The 16,064-nt window shown below is 63.8% G+C and carries 14 protein-coding genes; 3 read left to right on the top strand and 11 right to left on the bottom strand.

What is annotated here, in order from left to right:
• Positions 1 to 3: 3 nt before the first annotated feature.
• Complete coding sequence (locus tag ACILR9_RS12775; RefSeq protein ID WP_395710311.1) at positions 4 to 1,746, top strand: hydantoinase B/oxoprolinase family protein; 1,743 nt, start codon at positions 4 to 6, stop codon at positions 1,744 to 1,746.
• Between the two features lie 198 nt (positions 1,747 to 1,944).
• Here the strand turns inward: ACILR9_RS12775 and ACILR9_RS12770 are convergent, their stop codons facing one another.
• From ACILR9_RS12770 to ACILR9_RS12745, 6 genes are all read right to left on the bottom strand, one after another.
• Complete coding sequence (locus ACILR9_RS12770) at positions 1,945 to 2,373, bottom strand: hypothetical protein (protein ID WP_395710310.1); 429 nt, start codon at positions 2,371 to 2,373, stop codon at positions 1,945 to 1,947.
• Between the two features lie 26 nt (positions 2,374 to 2,399).
• Positions 2,400 to 3,407 carry a dipeptidase gene (locus tag ACILR9_RS12765; RefSeq protein WP_395710309.1) on the bottom strand — a complete coding sequence of 336 codons (1,008 nt, stop codon included), beginning with the start codon at positions 3,405 to 3,407 and terminating at the stop codon, positions 2,400 to 2,402.
• A gap of 198 nt (positions 3,408 to 3,605) precedes the next feature.
• A complete protein-coding gene (locus tag ACILR9_RS12760; protein WP_395710308.1) occupies positions 3,606 to 6,785 on the bottom strand; it encodes a hypothetical protein in 3,180 nt (1,059 codons plus the stop codon).
• 236 nt (positions 6,786 to 7,021) lie between these two features.
• Complete coding sequence (gene tnpC, locus ACILR9_RS12755; RefSeq protein ID WP_395708515.1) at positions 7,022 to 8,509, bottom strand: IS66 family transposase; 1,488 nt, start codon at positions 8,507 to 8,509, stop codon at positions 7,022 to 7,024.
• 177 nt (positions 8,510 to 8,686) lie between these two features.
• Positions 8,687 to 9,040, bottom strand: a complete 354-nt coding sequence (gene tnpB / locus ACILR9_RS12750; RefSeq protein WP_395708492.1) for an IS66 family insertion sequence element accessory protein TnpB — start codon at positions 9,038 to 9,040, stop codon at positions 8,687 to 8,689.
• Positions 9,037 to 9,405, bottom strand: a complete 369-nt coding sequence (locus tag ACILR9_RS12745; RefSeq protein WP_395708491.1) for a transposase — start codon at positions 9,403 to 9,405, stop codon at positions 9,037 to 9,039. The genes tnpB and ACILR9_RS12745 overlap by 4 nt, the downstream gene beginning before the upstream one ends.
• A gap of 738 nt (positions 9,406 to 10,143) precedes the next feature.
• On the opposite strand from ACILR9_RS12745, the gene ACILR9_RS12740 reads away from it, so the two are divergent.
• Positions 10,144 to 11,223, top strand: coding sequence for a hypothetical protein (locus ACILR9_RS12740; protein WP_395710307.1), 1,080 nt, complete (start codon positions 10,144 to 10,146; stop codon positions 11,221 to 11,223).
• 191 nt (positions 11,224 to 11,414) lie between these two features.
• On the opposite strand, the gene ACILR9_RS12735 is transcribed toward ACILR9_RS12740, so the two are convergent.
• The 5 genes from ACILR9_RS12735 to fabA all read right to left on the bottom strand — a co-directional run bounded on the left by ACILR9_RS12735 (position 11,415) and on the right by fabA (position 15,429).
• Positions 11,415 to 12,089, bottom strand: coding sequence for an ankyrin repeat domain-containing protein (locus ACILR9_RS12735; protein ID WP_395710306.1), 675 nt, complete (start codon positions 12,087 to 12,089; stop codon positions 11,415 to 11,417).
• Positions 12,090 to 12,095: 6 nt separating this feature from the next.
• Positions 12,096 to 12,461 (bottom strand): deaminase, encoded by a 366-nt coding sequence (locus ACILR9_RS12730; protein ID WP_395710305.1) that lies wholly within the window; start codon positions 12,459 to 12,461, stop codon positions 12,096 to 12,098.
• A 268-nt stretch (positions 12,462 to 12,729) separates the two neighbouring features.
• Positions 12,730 to 13,524: an enoyl-ACP reductase gene (locus ACILR9_RS12725; RefSeq protein ID WP_395710363.1), complete on the bottom strand. Its 795-nt coding sequence runs from the start codon at positions 13,522 to 13,524 to the stop codon at positions 12,730 to 12,732.
• A 131-nt stretch (positions 13,525 to 13,655) separates the two neighbouring features.
• Positions 13,656 to 14,894: a beta-ketoacyl-ACP synthase I gene (gene fabB, locus ACILR9_RS12720; protein WP_395710304.1), complete on the bottom strand. Its 1,239-nt coding sequence runs from the start codon at positions 14,892 to 14,894 to the stop codon at positions 13,656 to 13,658.
• 4 nt (positions 14,895 to 14,898) lie between these two features.
• Positions 14,899 to 15,429: a 3-hydroxyacyl-[acyl-carrier-protein] dehydratase FabA gene (fabA, locus tag ACILR9_RS12715; protein ID WP_395710303.1), complete on the bottom strand. Its 531-nt coding sequence runs from the start codon at positions 15,427 to 15,429 to the stop codon at positions 14,899 to 14,901.
• A 137-nt stretch (positions 15,430 to 15,566) separates the two neighbouring features.
• Between fabA and irrA the strand changes: the two genes are divergently transcribed.
• Positions 15,567 to 15,974 carry an iron response transcriptional regulator IrrA gene (irrA, locus tag ACILR9_RS12710; protein WP_395710302.1) on the top strand — a complete coding sequence of 136 codons (408 nt, stop codon included), beginning with the start codon at positions 15,567 to 15,569 and terminating at the stop codon, positions 15,972 to 15,974.
• Positions 15,975 to 16,064: the final 90 nt, after the last annotated feature.

Genomic DNA, 16,064 nt, shown 5'->3' with positions numbered 1-16,064 from the left:
CCCATGGACAAGCGCATCGTCGATCCCGTTCTCCTGGCGCTGACGCAAAACCGCCTCGACCATATCTGCCGTCAGATGGGCTGGGTGATGCAGCAGACGGCGCTGAGCCCGATATTCAGCCAGGCGCACGACTTCACCTGCTTCATCACCGGCCGTGACGGCCACATCATCAGCCAGGCCGAAGGCCTGCCCGCACACGCCGCCGGCGGCGGCTTTGCGGTGCGCGCCCTGATCGCGGCTTTCGGCGACGACATCTCCGACGGCGACGTCTTCCTGATGAACGACCCTTATGTCGGTGGCGGCAACCATCTGCCCGACTGGGTGATCGCCACGCCGGTCTTCGTCGCCGGTCGCCTCGTCGCCTTCGCCTGCGATCGCGCCCATCAGTCCGACATCGGCGGCGGCGCGCCCGGCACCTACAACGGCGAGGCCACCGAGATCTTTCACGAGGGCATCCGCCTGCCGCCGATCCGCGTGGTCGCGAAGAACGAGGTGCGGCGCGACGTCTGGCAATTGCTGCTGCTCAACAGCCGCACGCCCGAGCTGCTCGACGGCGACCTGCAGGCGATGATCGGGGCGACGCGAGTCGGCGGCGATCGCATCGTGACCCTTGGCAACGAGCTCGGCACGACGGTGATCGCCGACATCTTCGATGCCGTGCTCGACCATGCCGACGCCCGCTTCCGCCAGGTCGTCGCCGCGCTGCCCGACGGCGTCTACGAGGGCGACGAGCATACCGACAACGACTGCTTCGCGCCGGGTCGCTTCAACATCCACGTCAAGCTGACCATTGCCGGCGACAGGCTGACGATCGACTACACCGGAACCGACCCGCAGATGCGCGGCTTCAAGAACAGCCCGCTCGCCAACACCTATTCGCTGACCTATGTCGGCCTCGCGTCCTTCATGGGCGAGGATATTCCGATCAACGAGGGCACGTTCCGCTCGGCCGAGCTCATCCTGCCGCCGGGAACGCTGGTCAATCCGACTGCGCCTGCGCCGCAGACGATGAGCACCATGTACATGGGCCACGAGATCGTTCACGCGATCTGGAAGGCCCTGGCCAAGGCGGACCCCCGGCGCGCCTGCGCCGGCTGGGGCAAGACCGTGCATGGCATCAGCACGGGCCATAACCCGGCTGGCGAGCCCTATGTGCTCTATCACTGGAACGCCCTGTCGGGCGCCGGCGCGGTGGCCGAGCGCGACGGCTTCCACCAGGTCGGGTTGCTGGGCGCGTTGGGCGGCCTGACGGTGCCGAACGTCGAGGCCTACGAGCGGCTCTACCCGATCCGCATCCATCGCCACGAAATCCGCTGCGACAGCGCCGGTCCCGGCGAGCGGCGCGGCGGCGGCGGTATCGAGTACGAGGCCGAAGTCTACGGCGACGTCGTGCAATCGTTCCGCAGCGAGGGCCTGACCTATGCGGCAGCCTACGGCGTCAACGGCGGCGGCGAGGGCGCCGGCGCCGACATGACCATCGCCAGCGCCGGCCAGCTCGTGAACGACCTGCCCGCCTACGGCAAGCGTTCCCTCAAGGACCCCGTCTTCAAGGTGCGATCGTCAGGCGGCGGCGGCTGGGGCGATCCGCGACGGCGCGATCCCGCTGCCGTGGCGCGCGACGTGCTCGATGGCGTCGTCAGCGTTGCCGCCGCGCGCGAGATCTACGGAGTGGCGGTCGATGCCGCCACGGGCGCCGTCGACGCGGTGGCGACCGCGCGGCTGCGCCTGGCGGAGGCCGCCGAGTGAAGCGGGGCCCCCCTGCATGAAGGCCCATCTTTTCTGTCATCCTGAGCGCAGCGAAGGATCTCATCGCCTTTAGTGGCACAGCACACTCACGGCAAGCGGCGATGAGGTCCTTCGCCAGGCTCAGGACGACATGAAGGTTTCGGTCTCCGCAGTTCGTACTGCTCACGCGCTTCGTGGCGCGCAGGAACGACGAGGCAGTCACGGCGTCAGCGTGTTGAACGGCCGGCGGTGGGCGAGAGGGACGCTGAAGCTGCCGTTGAAAATGTAGAACTCGTTCGCGACGTTCTTTTCTTTGCATTCGGCATCGAGAGCAGGATCGGACTTCCCAGGCGTCGGGAAGCGCACGTTGGTCATCACGGTCTGCACGAGCTGGGCATTCTGCTTGGCGTCGCTGCCGGCGGCGCGCAGCTTGACGAGGGCTTCCTCGATTTCCACGTGCACGATCATGTAGGTGAACGTAACCGTCTCGGGGTCCTGGCCCAAGCAATAGAAGACCAGGGTGCGGTCGGCGGCGTAGACCTTGGCCACTTCCAGGGCCGACCGGAAACTCAACGGCGTCAGCGGTTCAGCCGCGGCGAGGCCGGGCAACAGGCAGGAGGCGACCAGGGTCGAGATGAGGGCGCGCATGGGACGCGAGCCTATCACGCGTCGTCCTATTCGCCCCAGACCTCGCGGAAGACGCGGACCCAGTTACCGCCAATGATCTTGAGCACATCGGCCTCGCGGTAGCCGCGCTCGAGCAGGCGGCGCGTGAGGTTTGGCAGACCCTCCGGTGTCTCGATGCCTGACGGAAAATAATACGGCGGCGGCGGATAGCTCTTCGGGCTCCACCGGCCGCTGTCGACCAGGCGCTGGTAGAGCGCTGCCGCCGCGTCGTCGCTGGCGATCGGATGCTGGCCGGTGAAGTAGTCGATGCCGAGCGCCACGTGATCGATGCCGACCAGGCTAACCATGTGATCGATGTGGGCGATGAACTGGTCGAGCGTCGGCCGGGGGCCGCTCGCGACGAAGGCGGGATATCCCACAGCGCCGACCAGCCCGCCGGTCGCCGCCACCGCCTTGATCTGCTCGTCGGTGATGTTGCGCGGCGACGGATGAACGCTGAAGGCCCCGGCGTGGGAGAACACGGTCGGGCGTCTCGAAGCCTCGATCGCGTCCATCGTGGTGCGATAGCCGGTGTGCGAGCAATCGACGACGATGCGTGCCTCGTTCAGCCGCTTGACCACGTCGTGGCCGAAGCGGCTGAGGCCGGCATCGCCCGGTTCCTTGCAGCCGTCGCCGACGCGGTTCCTGACGTTGTAGGTCAGCTGGACCATGCCGATGCCCAGGCTCTTGTAGGCGTCGATCAGGTCGACGTCGTCCTCGATCGGATCAGTGCCCTGGAAATGCAGGATGATGCCGAGGCGACGGTCACGCTTGGCCGCGTCGATGTCGGCTGCACACCGGACCAGGGCGAGATCGCCGGTATTGCGGATCAGCTTGATCCAGCGGCCGATCGTGCGCAGCGCGGTTTCCGCATTCTCCGAGCCGCCGACCGTCGGCGCCACCGCGGTCGCACCGCCGCGGCGATAGAGCTGGAGATGGCGTGATTCCATCAGCAGCGGACAGACCGCATCGATGACGATCGCCGAGTCGTGCAACGAATTGGCGTCAACAGTCATAGGGTCGGCCTCCGGCTTTCACGTTCCACTCCTAGGCGCCGCTCGGTGTGGCGGTGCCGTGAGCGTTGGCGTAGTCGACCGGCGCGATGCGCTGCAGCAGCCTCCGAGCGCGAGCCCCAAGCCGCGCACACGGGGCCACCACCCCGTCGACCTCGTCGGAGGTCGCGCTGGTGCAGCCATGGAGTCCAGGATACACAGCTAAATCTTCTCCAAGTTGTCGAAGAGACTAACTGTGACTCGTTCGCGAAGGCGGTTAAGCGCAAATGACATAGGGACCGGATTGCGAAACACAAGGTGACTCTCGATAGTGTCTACAACCTCCCATTTGAGATAGGCCGCTACCTTCGGAAGGTGTTGGAAGATGAGTTCCATCCGGTTGAGGTGAAGGAGCAGATAGTCTGGCTTTCCGTTTGCCCGTAGCTCACCCCGGAAGTCGGATAGCTGCTCCGCTACTTCGCCGTAAGTCTTCCGAAACTGGACGTCTTTGCACTCCAAAGCGAGAACTCTTCTGTAGGTTGGGTTCCAAGCTAGAACGTCGATATCGCCGAAGTCTCGATCAAATCTCTGGTGCAGTAGTTTGGTGATTTGGATGTCTACCTCGGTCTTCCATCCGAGCTCGTTCAATCTACGTGCTACATCTTCAGCGAACTGCCGCCCACGTGTGTCGGCAATTCTTCCTGCCCACTTCCGCATGCCGAGAGATAATTGATAGTTCGGGAAACTCCCTCTATGAAAGTTGCTCACGGAATAGGCGAAGGCCTCCCGCACTATGGCGGGCGACATGATAATCGTCGGATTCTCTTTATGATCGATCTGCAGCAGCGGCCTTCGAAGGATCGTTAGGCGCCTACGAAACCGCCAAGGGAAACGATCTCGGTCATCGTATCCAGATGGAGTAGCTTTCCATAAAGGACGAGTTTCAAGCGTCAGCGCGTTAACGATCCGTCTAGCAATTTCCTCGTCAAGCTCGCCGATGTCCGTCTTCACCGTGAGAAGGCTGCTTCGAGGCAACATCACGACGGCTCGCTTCGATCGAACTGCGATGTCTTCGACGAACTCGACGAAGGTCCGCATATGATCGATGGTTACGCCGAATTCTTCTTCGAACGCCGATAGGAACTCCGGCTCGAAAGCATCTGCGAGCGAGGCGACGACTTTGCGCTTCTCGAGATTCTTGGGGTACTCTTTGATCGCGTCGTCCAAGCGCAGGTCGGCCGCAGCAAGTAAGAACGGTTCCACGACCTCGTTCACAAAGTCCCAGTTCGCATGCACGTCACCTAGAGGTGTGACCCTGAGGCGAGGTTCCATCACATCCCAGCGGATCGCGTCGGACCACCCGCCAATGTTGAAGAGGTTGGCCGCCCGAGTCATCAGTCGAGCGAGATCGAGGACTCCCGGATATCGCCCCCTGGTAAGAGGACATTCGCAGATCGCGAACTCCGCCAATATCCGGCATGATTGGAATACAGCGTTCAGCCTGAATTCGTAACGCGAGATCGTTTCGCGAGCCGCGGCCTCGTCGTTGTGCAATGCGACGACAGCAGCTGTAGTGCGGTGCCAGTGAGCACGGTCAACGGCGGCCGCCTCGTGATTCCGCAATATCATGTTCAAGAGGGAGCTTCGTTCGAACTGCCGAAGATCCGTTGCCAGGTCATCCTGAAGTGCCGATACAAGCTTGTTCAAGAACTGGGTCGTCTCGGATTTCCCCAGAATCCACGCGCCGTCCGCGCGGGTTCGGACTTTCCAACCCAGACCCAACTTCGACGCAGCGTCGTCTAGCTGATCAATGACGGTAACCCGTTCTGTTAACGATCCTTGTACGTAGTCCCGCAGAGTTGGATTGGTGAAGACATGCTGTTGTCGTGCCAATGGGCTACGCACGATCCGATCAACGACCGCTTCGCGCTGGAGCGCCTCGAACTCTCGACCGGCAAGCTTTGCGGCTCCCTCGACCAGGGCAGCGACAAGCGCGCGCTCAGCTCTGTTGTCTGAACTCAAGTGGGCAAGTTCGTACCTACGCGAAGCGTGCACCAAGATTCGCCGCCGTTCGCGATCGATAGTGACTCTGAGCTCAGCAACGGCTTCGTCGTACTCAAGCGGTACTTCATCATGGCCAATATTTGAAAGGTCGCCCTCGTAGATTGTGCGCCACAGCAACGCCCCGGCTGGAAGGTTATGGAAAACATCTTCGAGCACAGGTGCCGCACGGGCCAACCAAACCGTCGACGTCTGCCAGCGTGGGTAACCCATAGAGTCCCGTACGTTCTCAGGCACTTCGACGTCGCACCACCACGCGCGGATCGATGTTTCAAAAACACCCGCGCGTTGCTCTTCGCTTGCGTAGAGCGGCTTCGTCTTATCCTCTTCGAAGAACGAGTGACCCTCCCGCCGCACTTTCACCCAACGGCCTGTTAGGTCTCGCTGCATGTGGGCATCCCACAGTCTTGCAACCAGCTCTCGCAGTTCAAGGAGGTTGTTTTGGTTGACCATGAGAAACGTGCTGGCGCTGGATTCCACGAAGTCATCTGGAAGCTCGCCGTGCGGTACGAGATGACCATTCAGCGTCCTGGCCCAAGCAACGAGATTTAGAAGACCATTGATGTTGTGAAGCTGCAGCCCCTGACGTTCGAGTTCGTCTCGAGCATCGAGAATTCGCCACAGTGAGAGCGGCTTGAAGTCGGGCGTCGAGCTTAACGTGCAGAGGTCCGGCGCGCTGATCATCTCTATCCGCCAGTCTGCTCGATCAACATTGTTGAGCGCGTAACTAACTCCGCGGCCGAAACCGCACCCCACGATCAGCGTCGTTCCTTGTTGGAAGTCTGGGTCAGCTTTCGCAAGGCATTCCGCATGGTTGATGAACCTATCGACGTCATCTGCCACCGCCATCGAATCAGGATTCGATCCTGCAAAACTGTCAGTCTCGAACCCTGCAAGATTGTCCATTACGAAAAGAAGATTGAGCAATCGACCTCGGTCCACCTTTGACGTCACGCCGGCGAAGTAGCCGTTCTCCGTCATTCGAAACTCGAGATCGGCGCCACGAGGACCGCCCAAGAGGTTGACATCGCGAAACAGGTCCGAATAGTCCCTAGCGAGTGCGGCGAGCATCGCTGGTCGCAGCCCAGAACGATCCATCATCTCCACCACGAAGCGTCGAATGGCGAGCGATATGGCAGTGGGCAGGACGAGGAAAAATTCGTGCTTCCGACGAGCAACTGGGTAGCGCTCCAGAAACGTGTGGCCGATGCTTTGCGCAAGAAGTCCACGGCGCTCTTCGAAATTGAAGAAAAAGTTAGCGAGATGGTCTACATCGATGCCGGCACTCTTGAGATCTATCTCGGTAAACCAAACACGCGAGCCTAGTCCGTCAACATCCATCAGGAGTGTCCGCGGAATCGCCTTGGCGGGCGTTTCGCCACCGGACTGATAACGGGAGAGTTCCGCTCGTTCACAGGCTAAGTCTGAAAGACTTAACAGGGCGTAAATGCTGTCCCGCCATTCATCGTAGGGGCTACATTGGGGCATTCCCTCGATCAGTCCGACGACGCGTTCAAGATAAAATCTGGCCGATTCCCATACCCCTTCGATAATTCGAAAGGGAGTAAGCGATGTTGTCAGGCCGCGGCGCGATCGAGCGGTTTCGGCTTGACGTAGGCGAAGGGCAAGAGGTCGTCGATGCGGCTCATGGGATGTCTTGCGACGATCCTGGTGAGCACGTCGGACAAGTATGCGTAGGGATCGACGTCGATGAGCTTGCAGGTTGCAACGAGCGAGGCGATTACGGCCCAGTGCTGGCCGCCGCCATCGGACCCGGCGAACAGGTGGTTCTTTCTTCCGAGAGTGATCGGCCGGATGGTGCGCTCGACGACGTTGTTGTCGAGCTCGATGCGGCCATCGTCGAGGAAGCGGCAGAGGCCTTGCCAGCGCGACAGCGCGTAGCGGATCGCCTCGGCCAGCTTGGACTTGCCCGACACCAGGCCGAGCTGGCGCTCGAGCCAGGGCTTGAGCGCCTCGAGGATCGGCTTGCTGCGCAGTTGGCGCATGCGGCGGCGCTGCTCGGCCGACTGCCCGCGGCACGCGGTCTCGACGGCATAGAGCGGGGCGATACGGGCGAGCGCCTCGCTGGCGATCGGCGCGGGCGTGTCGGAGGCCTGCAGGTCGTAGAAATGCCGTCGCACGTGCGCCCAGCAGAAAGCGAGCTCCACCGTACCGGCCGATGCCAGCTCGCGATAGGCGCCGTAGCCATCGACCTGCAGCGTGCCCCTGAACCCGGCGAGATGCTGGCCCGGGCGTGCATGCTTGCGATCCGGCGCATAGACGTAGACGACCGCCGGCGGATCGCTGCCGCACCACGGTCGATCGTCGCGCGCATAGGTCCACAGTTGGCCCGTCTTGGTGCGACCGCGCCCGGGGTCGAGCACCGGCACCGTCGTCTCGTCGGCGAACAGCTTGGTCGAGCTGCGAAGCTTCTCGAGCAGCCGGTCGTACACCGCCGTCAGCACGAAGGCGCTGCGTCCAACCCAATCCGCCAGGGTCGAGCGGTCTATCAGCACGCCCTGGCGGGCCCACATCTGCGCCTGGCGATAAAGCGGCAGGTGGTCGGCGTACTTGGCGACCAGCACCTGCGCCACCAGCGTCTCGGTCGGCAGGCCGTTCTCGATCAGCCGCTCCGGCGCCGGCGCCTGGGCGACCTCGCCCTGGCAGCTCCGGCAGGCGTACTTGGGCCGACGCGTCACGATCACCTTGAACTGCGCGGGCACCCGGTCCAGCCGTTGCGATACGTCCTCGCCGATGCAGACCTTCAACCCGCCACAGCAGGCGCACTGCTTGTCGGCGACGTCGACCACCACCTCCTCGCGCGGCAGGTGCTCGGGCAGGCTGCCGCGGTTGATCTTGCGGCGCTGCCCCGACCTCGGCGACGCCGCAGGCTGGCTCTTGTCCTGGACCGCCTCGGCGGCCGACGCGGCCTGCTCGACCTCCTCCAGCGCCAGCTGCAGCTGGTCGGGATCGAGCTGCTCGGAGCGCTGCCCGAAGCGATGCCGCTGCAGCGCCTTGATGATCGCCGTCAGCCGCTCGATCTCCTGGTCGCGTGCCTCGACCATTGCCGCGAGTCGTTGCCGCTCCGCCTGCAGCTCCTCGATGTCGGGGGGAAGTGGCTCGTTCACGGCCCGAGTACACCACATCTTGGGGTTGTTGTCGCTCGGCGAACACAAGGTGAGTCAACTTGTCGCTGCCCTGCCTCCACCGAAGCGACGCCACTTCGGCTTCGCACAGGCAGGTCACGACACCGCGCTCGGCGTGCGCACGCGCACCGGTCTCACCCGAGTCCAATCGAGACCCTCGAGCAATGCCGACAACTGCGACGCCGAGAGCCGCATCACCCCGTCACCGATCGACGGCCAGCGGAACGAGCCCTGCTCGAGCCGCTTACTCAGCAGCACCACGCCGCTGCCGTCCCATAGCAGCAGCTTCAGCCGATCGGCCCGCTTGCTGCGGAACACATGGATCACCCCGCTGAACGGATCGCTCGAGAGGCGATCGCGAACCAGCGCCGCCAGGCCATCCATGCCCTTGCGAAAATCGATCGGCTGCGTCGCCACCAGCACCCGCACCGCTCCCGACGGGACGATCACGACACCGCCTTCGCCGCTTGCAGCACCTCCCGCAGCGTCGCCCCGTCGATGCCGGGCGCCACACGGATCGTCATCCCGCTAAGCTCGATCTCGATCGCCGACCGTGCCACCAGCACCGCCGCGAAGCCCAGCTCCTCGTGCCCTGCTGGCCGCTCGATTCCCGACCGCCGACGCCACCCGTACAGCTGCTGCGCCGTCAACCCGTGACGCTGCGCTACCGCGCTTACAGACGCCTCGCCAGACATGGTCTCCCCGACGATCCGCGCCTTCTCCGCAGCGCTCCACGACCGGCGACGTCTGCCGCCCTGGACCAACTCCAACCGGGCCTCCGGCTCCGACTTCGACGCAAGCTCTGTGTCCGACATTTTTCCACTCCGCTCGTTGCCTCGGAGCCGACGATGAACAATCACAAGCCGTCTATGAAGATGCGGTCAGAACACCGCTTACGAAAGGGACCGCGCGGCGACCGAATCAGGCTGACGAATACATCCTCGGCCGGATCTTCCATTCGACCACACGGACCTTCTCCAATTGCGGTGAAGCTGTCATTGACAAGCTTGCTTGTGGGCTTCCGGTCCGACTCACCCGTCGCGAGTGCGAGGTGCGCCAGCACCTCTAGCCGGGTGCCATTCGTCATGAGTTCTGGAATGGTGAGTAGCGAGCCGAATGTGGCCGCCGTCCGCAGGGGATCGAAGCTCCTCAAGTTCGTTACTGTTGCTTCATTTGTCGCTGCTAACTTTGCGAGTCCCATATCACCGAGGAACGCGAGTTGAAACTGCCCTAGAAGGGCTCGGAGGTCTGGGAATTCCCCTTCCGAGGAGGCCATTTGGTCACCAGTTCACTCGATTGCCATTTCGCGTTTGGGAACATATAGTGAACAAGATCTAGCATTGCAAGTACTACCATGGGTGAGTCTACGAGCCTTTGGCGCAACAGTGATCTTGGCAGTTTCGAGCGAGCAAAGTTAAGTTATCGGCACTCGATCCGCGCTAGATCCGACGCGCAGTTGGCGATGACAGTATGGCGGCCCACTCCAAGGTGCCCCAGCGATCACGCCGTAGCGGGGGGAGGCATACGGCTGTAGCGCGATGGATTGGATTCGAATGAACATAGAGCGATACAGTGAGGCGCATCAGATCGAACTTGGACGATCCTTGCTTGGGCGGCGCAAGATATATCTCGATGCCTGTTTCTGGATCGTACTTCGAGACGTCGAGCTCGGGAGGCGAACCGGCACCGTCGAGCGCAAGCTTCTACATTTCCTTCGGCGGGGTGTTTTTGCCGGGAAGTTAATCTGCCCAATAAGTGTGAGCATGTTCTCTGAGTTGATGAAGCAGCCCTATACGTCAACGCGCCGGCGAGCGACGGCACAGCTGATTGACGAACTGAGCTTAGGCGTGAGCATGGTCGATTCTCGGTTGTTGCTGAGTACCGAGATCAAACTGTTTCTACAGAACATGAAGGCTGAGGATGCACTCCATACAATGCAGGAACTCATTTGGACCAAGGTAGCTCATATCCTGGGCGTTCAGTATTCTTTGATCCCCAGTGCGGTTCTAGGTGGTGAACCTCCGAAAGACATGTTCGACTATGTGTGGCAGCACTCACTTGTTGCATTGGTAGATGCAGTCGGAGATGCCAAGATGCCGCACAATGATTACAGCCGGCTGAGCAATGAAACGAATGCGCAAAACCGGCAGTATCGAGACGAGCTCAAGAGCTTCAAGATAACCTATGACATTGAATTGCGAGGACTGATCGAGTTGGTGGGAGCCATCGCTGCAGACGTTCTTGTGCACTTTGCTTCAAGAGAGGTGGGAGAGATCCCGGTACCTATACCGCAACAGCGCGCTGAGTCCGTGAACGCCTGTAAGAACATTCTTTACTACTCAATGAAGAAGGCCGAGTACCGCAGCGCCTTGAGAACACTGCATGTGCAGGCCTCGCTCTATGCTGCCATGCGCTGGGACAAGGAGCGAAAGTTCAAGCCGAACGACTTTTACGACTTCGAACATGCGACTGCGGCACTAACCTATTGCGATGCCTTTCTCACGGAATCGCCGCTCCATATTCTTGTGACACGACCGCAGATCGACTTGGAACAGGTCAATGGTTGCAGGGTCATTTCTGACCTCGACTTAGCAGTCGAGTTTGTGCGCACAGTTGCCCGGGAGCCATTCTAGCCAAGTTTGGCCCTAGTCTTATCCACACTAGCGTGCGCTGAGCAAGATGAAGCCGGTTACCATCCCGCAGTCTCGAACTGAGCGTCCTCGCCGCGATGATGGATACCGTTGTGGGGCAGGGAGCGGGGCAGCGGGACGGAGCGATACCCTCATGCTCGGGACAGGGCGTCTCTAGTGCCAGTCTCTCGGCCCTACCGCCCGCCCGCCGCCTCGATCAGCGCGGCGACCTCACGCTGGCCGCGGCGGCGGGCGTGCTGCAGCGGGGTGACGCCGTCACGGTCGGCGATGCTGGGATCGGCGCCGGCGCCCAGGACCAGCCTGGCGACCTCGACATGGCGCGGCCCGCCGTCGCCCAGGATCACGATCTCGAGCAGGCAGGTCCAACCGAGATTGTTGATGTGGTTGATGTCGATCCTGGTGGTCACCAGGAAGGCCACCGTGTCGACGTGGGCGCGCTCGCAGGCGGGGATCAGCGCGTTGCCGCCGAAGCGGTTGCGGATCGAGAAGTCGGGCCCCTTGGGCAGCATCTGGCGCAGCATCGTGGTGCGGCCGAGGGCGCCGGCGAGCAGCCAGGGCGTGTCGCGGTTGGCGGCCTGGGCGTTGATGTCGGCGCCGGCCGCGATGAGCCGCGTCGCCGCATCGAGGTTGTCGTTCCGGACGGCGAGCAGGAGCGCCGTCTGGCCCGCCGCGTCGGTCGCCTGGAGCGACGCGCCTGCGGCGATCAAGCGATCGAGCGAGGCGATGTCGCCGCGCGCGACGGCGTCGACCATTGCCTGGCCTGTCGCCTGCGGCTGGGCCGCGGCGGTCATCGGCAGCACCAGCGCGGCAGCGAGCAGCGCTGCAGGCCACGGCCAGCGCCCCCACATGGCCGCCTACCCGGTCGCACGTGGCGGGCCGGCATCCTCGGCCGTCGGACCGACGCGCATGCGCTCGACGCCGGCCGAGGCCAGCGCGCGCTGACAGGCCGCGCAGGGTCGCGACGTCGCGTAGACCACCGCGCCCTTGAGGACCTGCCGGCCAAGGCGCTTTTGCGCCTCCCACAGCGCCACGCGCTCGGCGTGGGCGTCGGGTTGCGGTCGCTGTTGACGCGGCTCGGTCCGTAGCCGGCGATGATTCCGGCGACGACCATCACCGCGCCGTAGGGCTGATCGCCGCGGGCCACCGCTTCGTCCTTCATGCGAAACGCCTCGGCCACGAAGAAGCGATCGGGTTCGGCGACTGCCGGCGCTTGCGCCCATGCCGCCGCCTTGCTCGCCCCCAGCACGGCGCCGGCGGCAGCAAGCAGGGTCCGGCGGCGGGGAGAGCGCGCGCTTTTCACTCCCCTCCCCAGCGAAGCTGGGGAGGTGCCCCCGTAGTCGGGGGCGGAGGGTCATGAGCCTCAGTCCCGCTGCCCATGACCCCTCCGTCGCCGTAAGACGGCGACACCTCCCCAGCGAAGCTGGGGAGAGGAATGAGAGAACGCTCAAATGCGAATGCCCTGGGGTGAGCGCATGCGACGGCGACGGTCTACTCGGTGCCGTTCTGTCCGTTCGCCCCGGCGTGCGGCATGCCGATGGCGTGGTAGCCGGCGTCGACGTAGTGCACCGTGCCGGTGACGCCGGCGCTCAGGTCGGACAGCAGGTAGAGGCCAGCGCCCCCGACGTCGGTGAGCTCGATGTTGCGGCGGAGCGGCGAGGCCTCGCGCGACACGCGGTAGACGTAGCGCGCGCTGCCGATCACCGCGCCGGCCAGGGTGCGCATCGGGCCGGCCGAGATCGCATTGACGCGCACGCCCTGCGGGCCGACATCGGCCGCGAGGTAGCGCACGCTCGCCTCGAGGGCGGCCTTGGCGACGCCCATCACGTTGTACGACGGCATGACGCGCACGGCGCCTTCGTAGGTCAGCGTGATCAGGCTGCCGCCTTCGGTCATCAGCGGCAGGGCGCGACGGGTGATCTCGGTGAAGGAATAGCAGGAGATGGTGAGGCTGCGTTGGAAGTTGGTCTTGGTCGTGTCGACGTAGCGGCCCTTCAGCTCCTCCTTGTCGGAGAAGGCGATGGCATGGACCACGAAGTCGAGCCGGCCCCATTCCTGGCGCAGGCGCGCGAACAGCCGGTCGAGGCTTTCCTCGTTCTCGACGTCGGCTTCCTCGACGATCTTCGAGCCGAGCTTCTCGACCATCGGCAGCACGCGCTTGCCGAAGGCGGCGCCCTGGTAAGTGAAGGCCATCTCGGCGCCGGCGGCGTGCAGCGCCTTGGCGATACCCCAGGCGATCGAATGGTCGTTGGCAACGCCCATCACCAGGCCGCGCTTGCCGGCCATCAGCTTCGGAACCTCGGGCAGCTCGACCGCGCGCGACGGCGTATGGGTGGCAGCGCGCGCGTCGGCGGAACCGCCGCCGGAGGCATCGGGGGCGGCGGCCGCGAGGGGACGATTGTCGGGCATGGTCCCCCTCAGTGGTCGTAGCGCGAGAACACCAGGCAGGCGTTGGTGCCGCCGAAGCCGAAGCTGTTCGACATCACGGTCTGCAGGCCGCCATTGTCGATGCGTTGCCGCGCGATCGGGTAGTCGCCGGCGGCGGGATCGAGGTTCTCGATGTTGGCCGAGGCGGCGACGAAATCCTCCTTCAGCATCAGGAGCGAGTAGATCGCCTCGTGCGCCCCGGTGGCGCCCTGGCTGTGCCCGGTCAACGACTTGGTCGAGCTGACGGTCGGCAGCCGGTCGTTGCCGAAGGCGGCGCGGATGGCGTCGAGCTCGACGATGTCGCCGACCGGCGTCGCCGTGCCGTGGGTGTTGACGTAGTCGACCGGGGCATTGCGCCGCGCTGCCCCCGGGAAGCCGTCGAGTGCGAGCTTCATGCAGCGCACCGCGCCTTCGCCGGACGGCGCCACCATGTCGGCGCCGTCGGAGGTGGCGCCGTAGCCGATGACCTCGGCATAGATTTTAGCGCCGCGCGCGCGCGCCACCTCGAGCTCCTCCAGCACCAGCATGCCGCCACCGCCGGAGATCACGAAGCCGTCGCGATCCTTGTCATAGGCGCGGCTCGCCCGCTCGGGGGTGTCGTTGTACTTCGACGACATGGCGCCCATGGCGTCGAACAGCACTGACAGCGTCCAGTCGAGCTCCTCGCCGCCGCCGGCGAACATGCGGTCGGCCTTGCCGAGCTGGATGCATTCGACGGCGTTGCCGATGCAATGCGCCGAGGTCGAGCAGGCCGAGCTGATCGAATAGGACAGGCCCTTGATCTTGTAGGCGGTCGCGAGGTTGGCCGAGACCGTGCTCGACATGGCGCGCGGCACCATGAAGGGGCCGACCCGCTTGGGTCCCTTCTCCTTGGCGATGATCGCCGACTGGACGATGGCGCCGGTGGTCGGGCCGCCCGAGCCGGCGACGAGGCCGGTGCGCTCGTGCGAGACCTCGGCCGCGCCGAGCCCGGCGTCGGCGATCGCCTCCTTCATGGCGAGCCAGGCGTAGGCCGCGCCGTCGCCCATGAAGCGACGCAGCCGGCGGTCGACCAGCTCATCGACGTTGATCTTGAGCGTGCCGGCAACCTGGCTGCGGAAGCCCAGCTCCCTGTATTGCGGCACGAACTCGATGCCGGACTTGCCTTCCTTCAGGGAGCGCGTGACCTCGGCGGCATTATTGCCGATCGAGGAGACTACCCCCAGGCCGGTGACGACGACTCGCTTCATGATGTCAGCTCGCTGCCGGAAGCGCTGCCCCGTCCTGGATCAGGCCGACCTTCAGGCCGCTGACCTCGAAGACCTGCTTGTCGTCGGCGTGAACGAAACCGTCGGCGATGCCCAGGACGAGCTTGCGGAGAATGACGCGCTTGAGATGGACGTGATAGGTGAGCTTGCGCACGGTCGGCACGATCATGCCGGAGAACTTGACCTCGCCGACGCCCAGCGCACGGCCGCGGCCTGGCGCCTTCTTCCAACCCAGGAAGAAGCCGAGGAGCTGCCACAGCGCATCGAGCGGCAGGCAGCCGGGCATCACCGGATCGCCCTTGAAGTGACAGCCGAAGAACCAGAGGTCGGGCTTGATGTCGAGCTCGGCGACGACCTCGCCCTTGCCGAACATGCCGCCTGTGTCCTGGATCTTGAGGATGCGGTCGAACATCAGCATGGGCGGCAACGGCAGCTGAGCATTGCCCGGCCCGAACAGGCGCCCCTTGGCGCACTCGATCAGGTCTTCGAAGGTATAGCTATGCTTCTGCTCGCTCACACGTACCGTCCCCACGGGGCAACCGACTCTGGAATCTCTATGACAATAGGGATGCCGGACGCCGAGCGCAAACCGGTGCGGCCGGCGGCGGGTGGCCTTTTCACAGGCCCTCCTGCACTCTACATAGGGACTGACCAATGTCTGACACCAGCCCCGACTTTCCCAGCCGCCTGCGAGCCGTCGGCTTGCGGCCGACCCGCCAGCGGGTCGCTTTGGCGCGCCTCCTGTTCGAGGGCGGCCATCGCCATGTAACTGCAGAGAGTCTGCACGCCGAGGTCCGGTCGGCGCAAATGCCGGTGTCGCTTGCCACCGTCTACAACGCGTTGAACCAGTTTCGCGACGCCGGATTGCTGCGCGAGGTGGTGGTTGCGCCGGGGCGGTCGTATTTCGACACCAATATCGGCCACCATCATCATTTCTACGTCGAGTCGGATGGCGAGCTGCACGATTTCCCGTCGGACAAGGTGACCATCAGCGGCCTGCCGGCGCCGCCCAAGGGCACGCGCCTGTCACGAGTCGATGTCATCGTCCGGGTCCGCCGCTGAGCGCCTCCTTCGCCCGGTGTCTTGCGAATCGTTCGCATAGTTTAGAAGCATTCTAAAGAGCTTGACGTCCGCAGCAGGGCTACCCATACT

This window comes from Reyranella sp., assembly GCF_044224635.1.
In the GTDB taxonomy this organism is placed as follows: Bacteria; Pseudomonadota; Alphaproteobacteria; order Reyranellales; family Reyranellaceae; genus Reyranella.
Note: the sequence above shows the minus strand (reverse complement) of the source record. Positions and strands in the feature narration are given on the sequence as shown.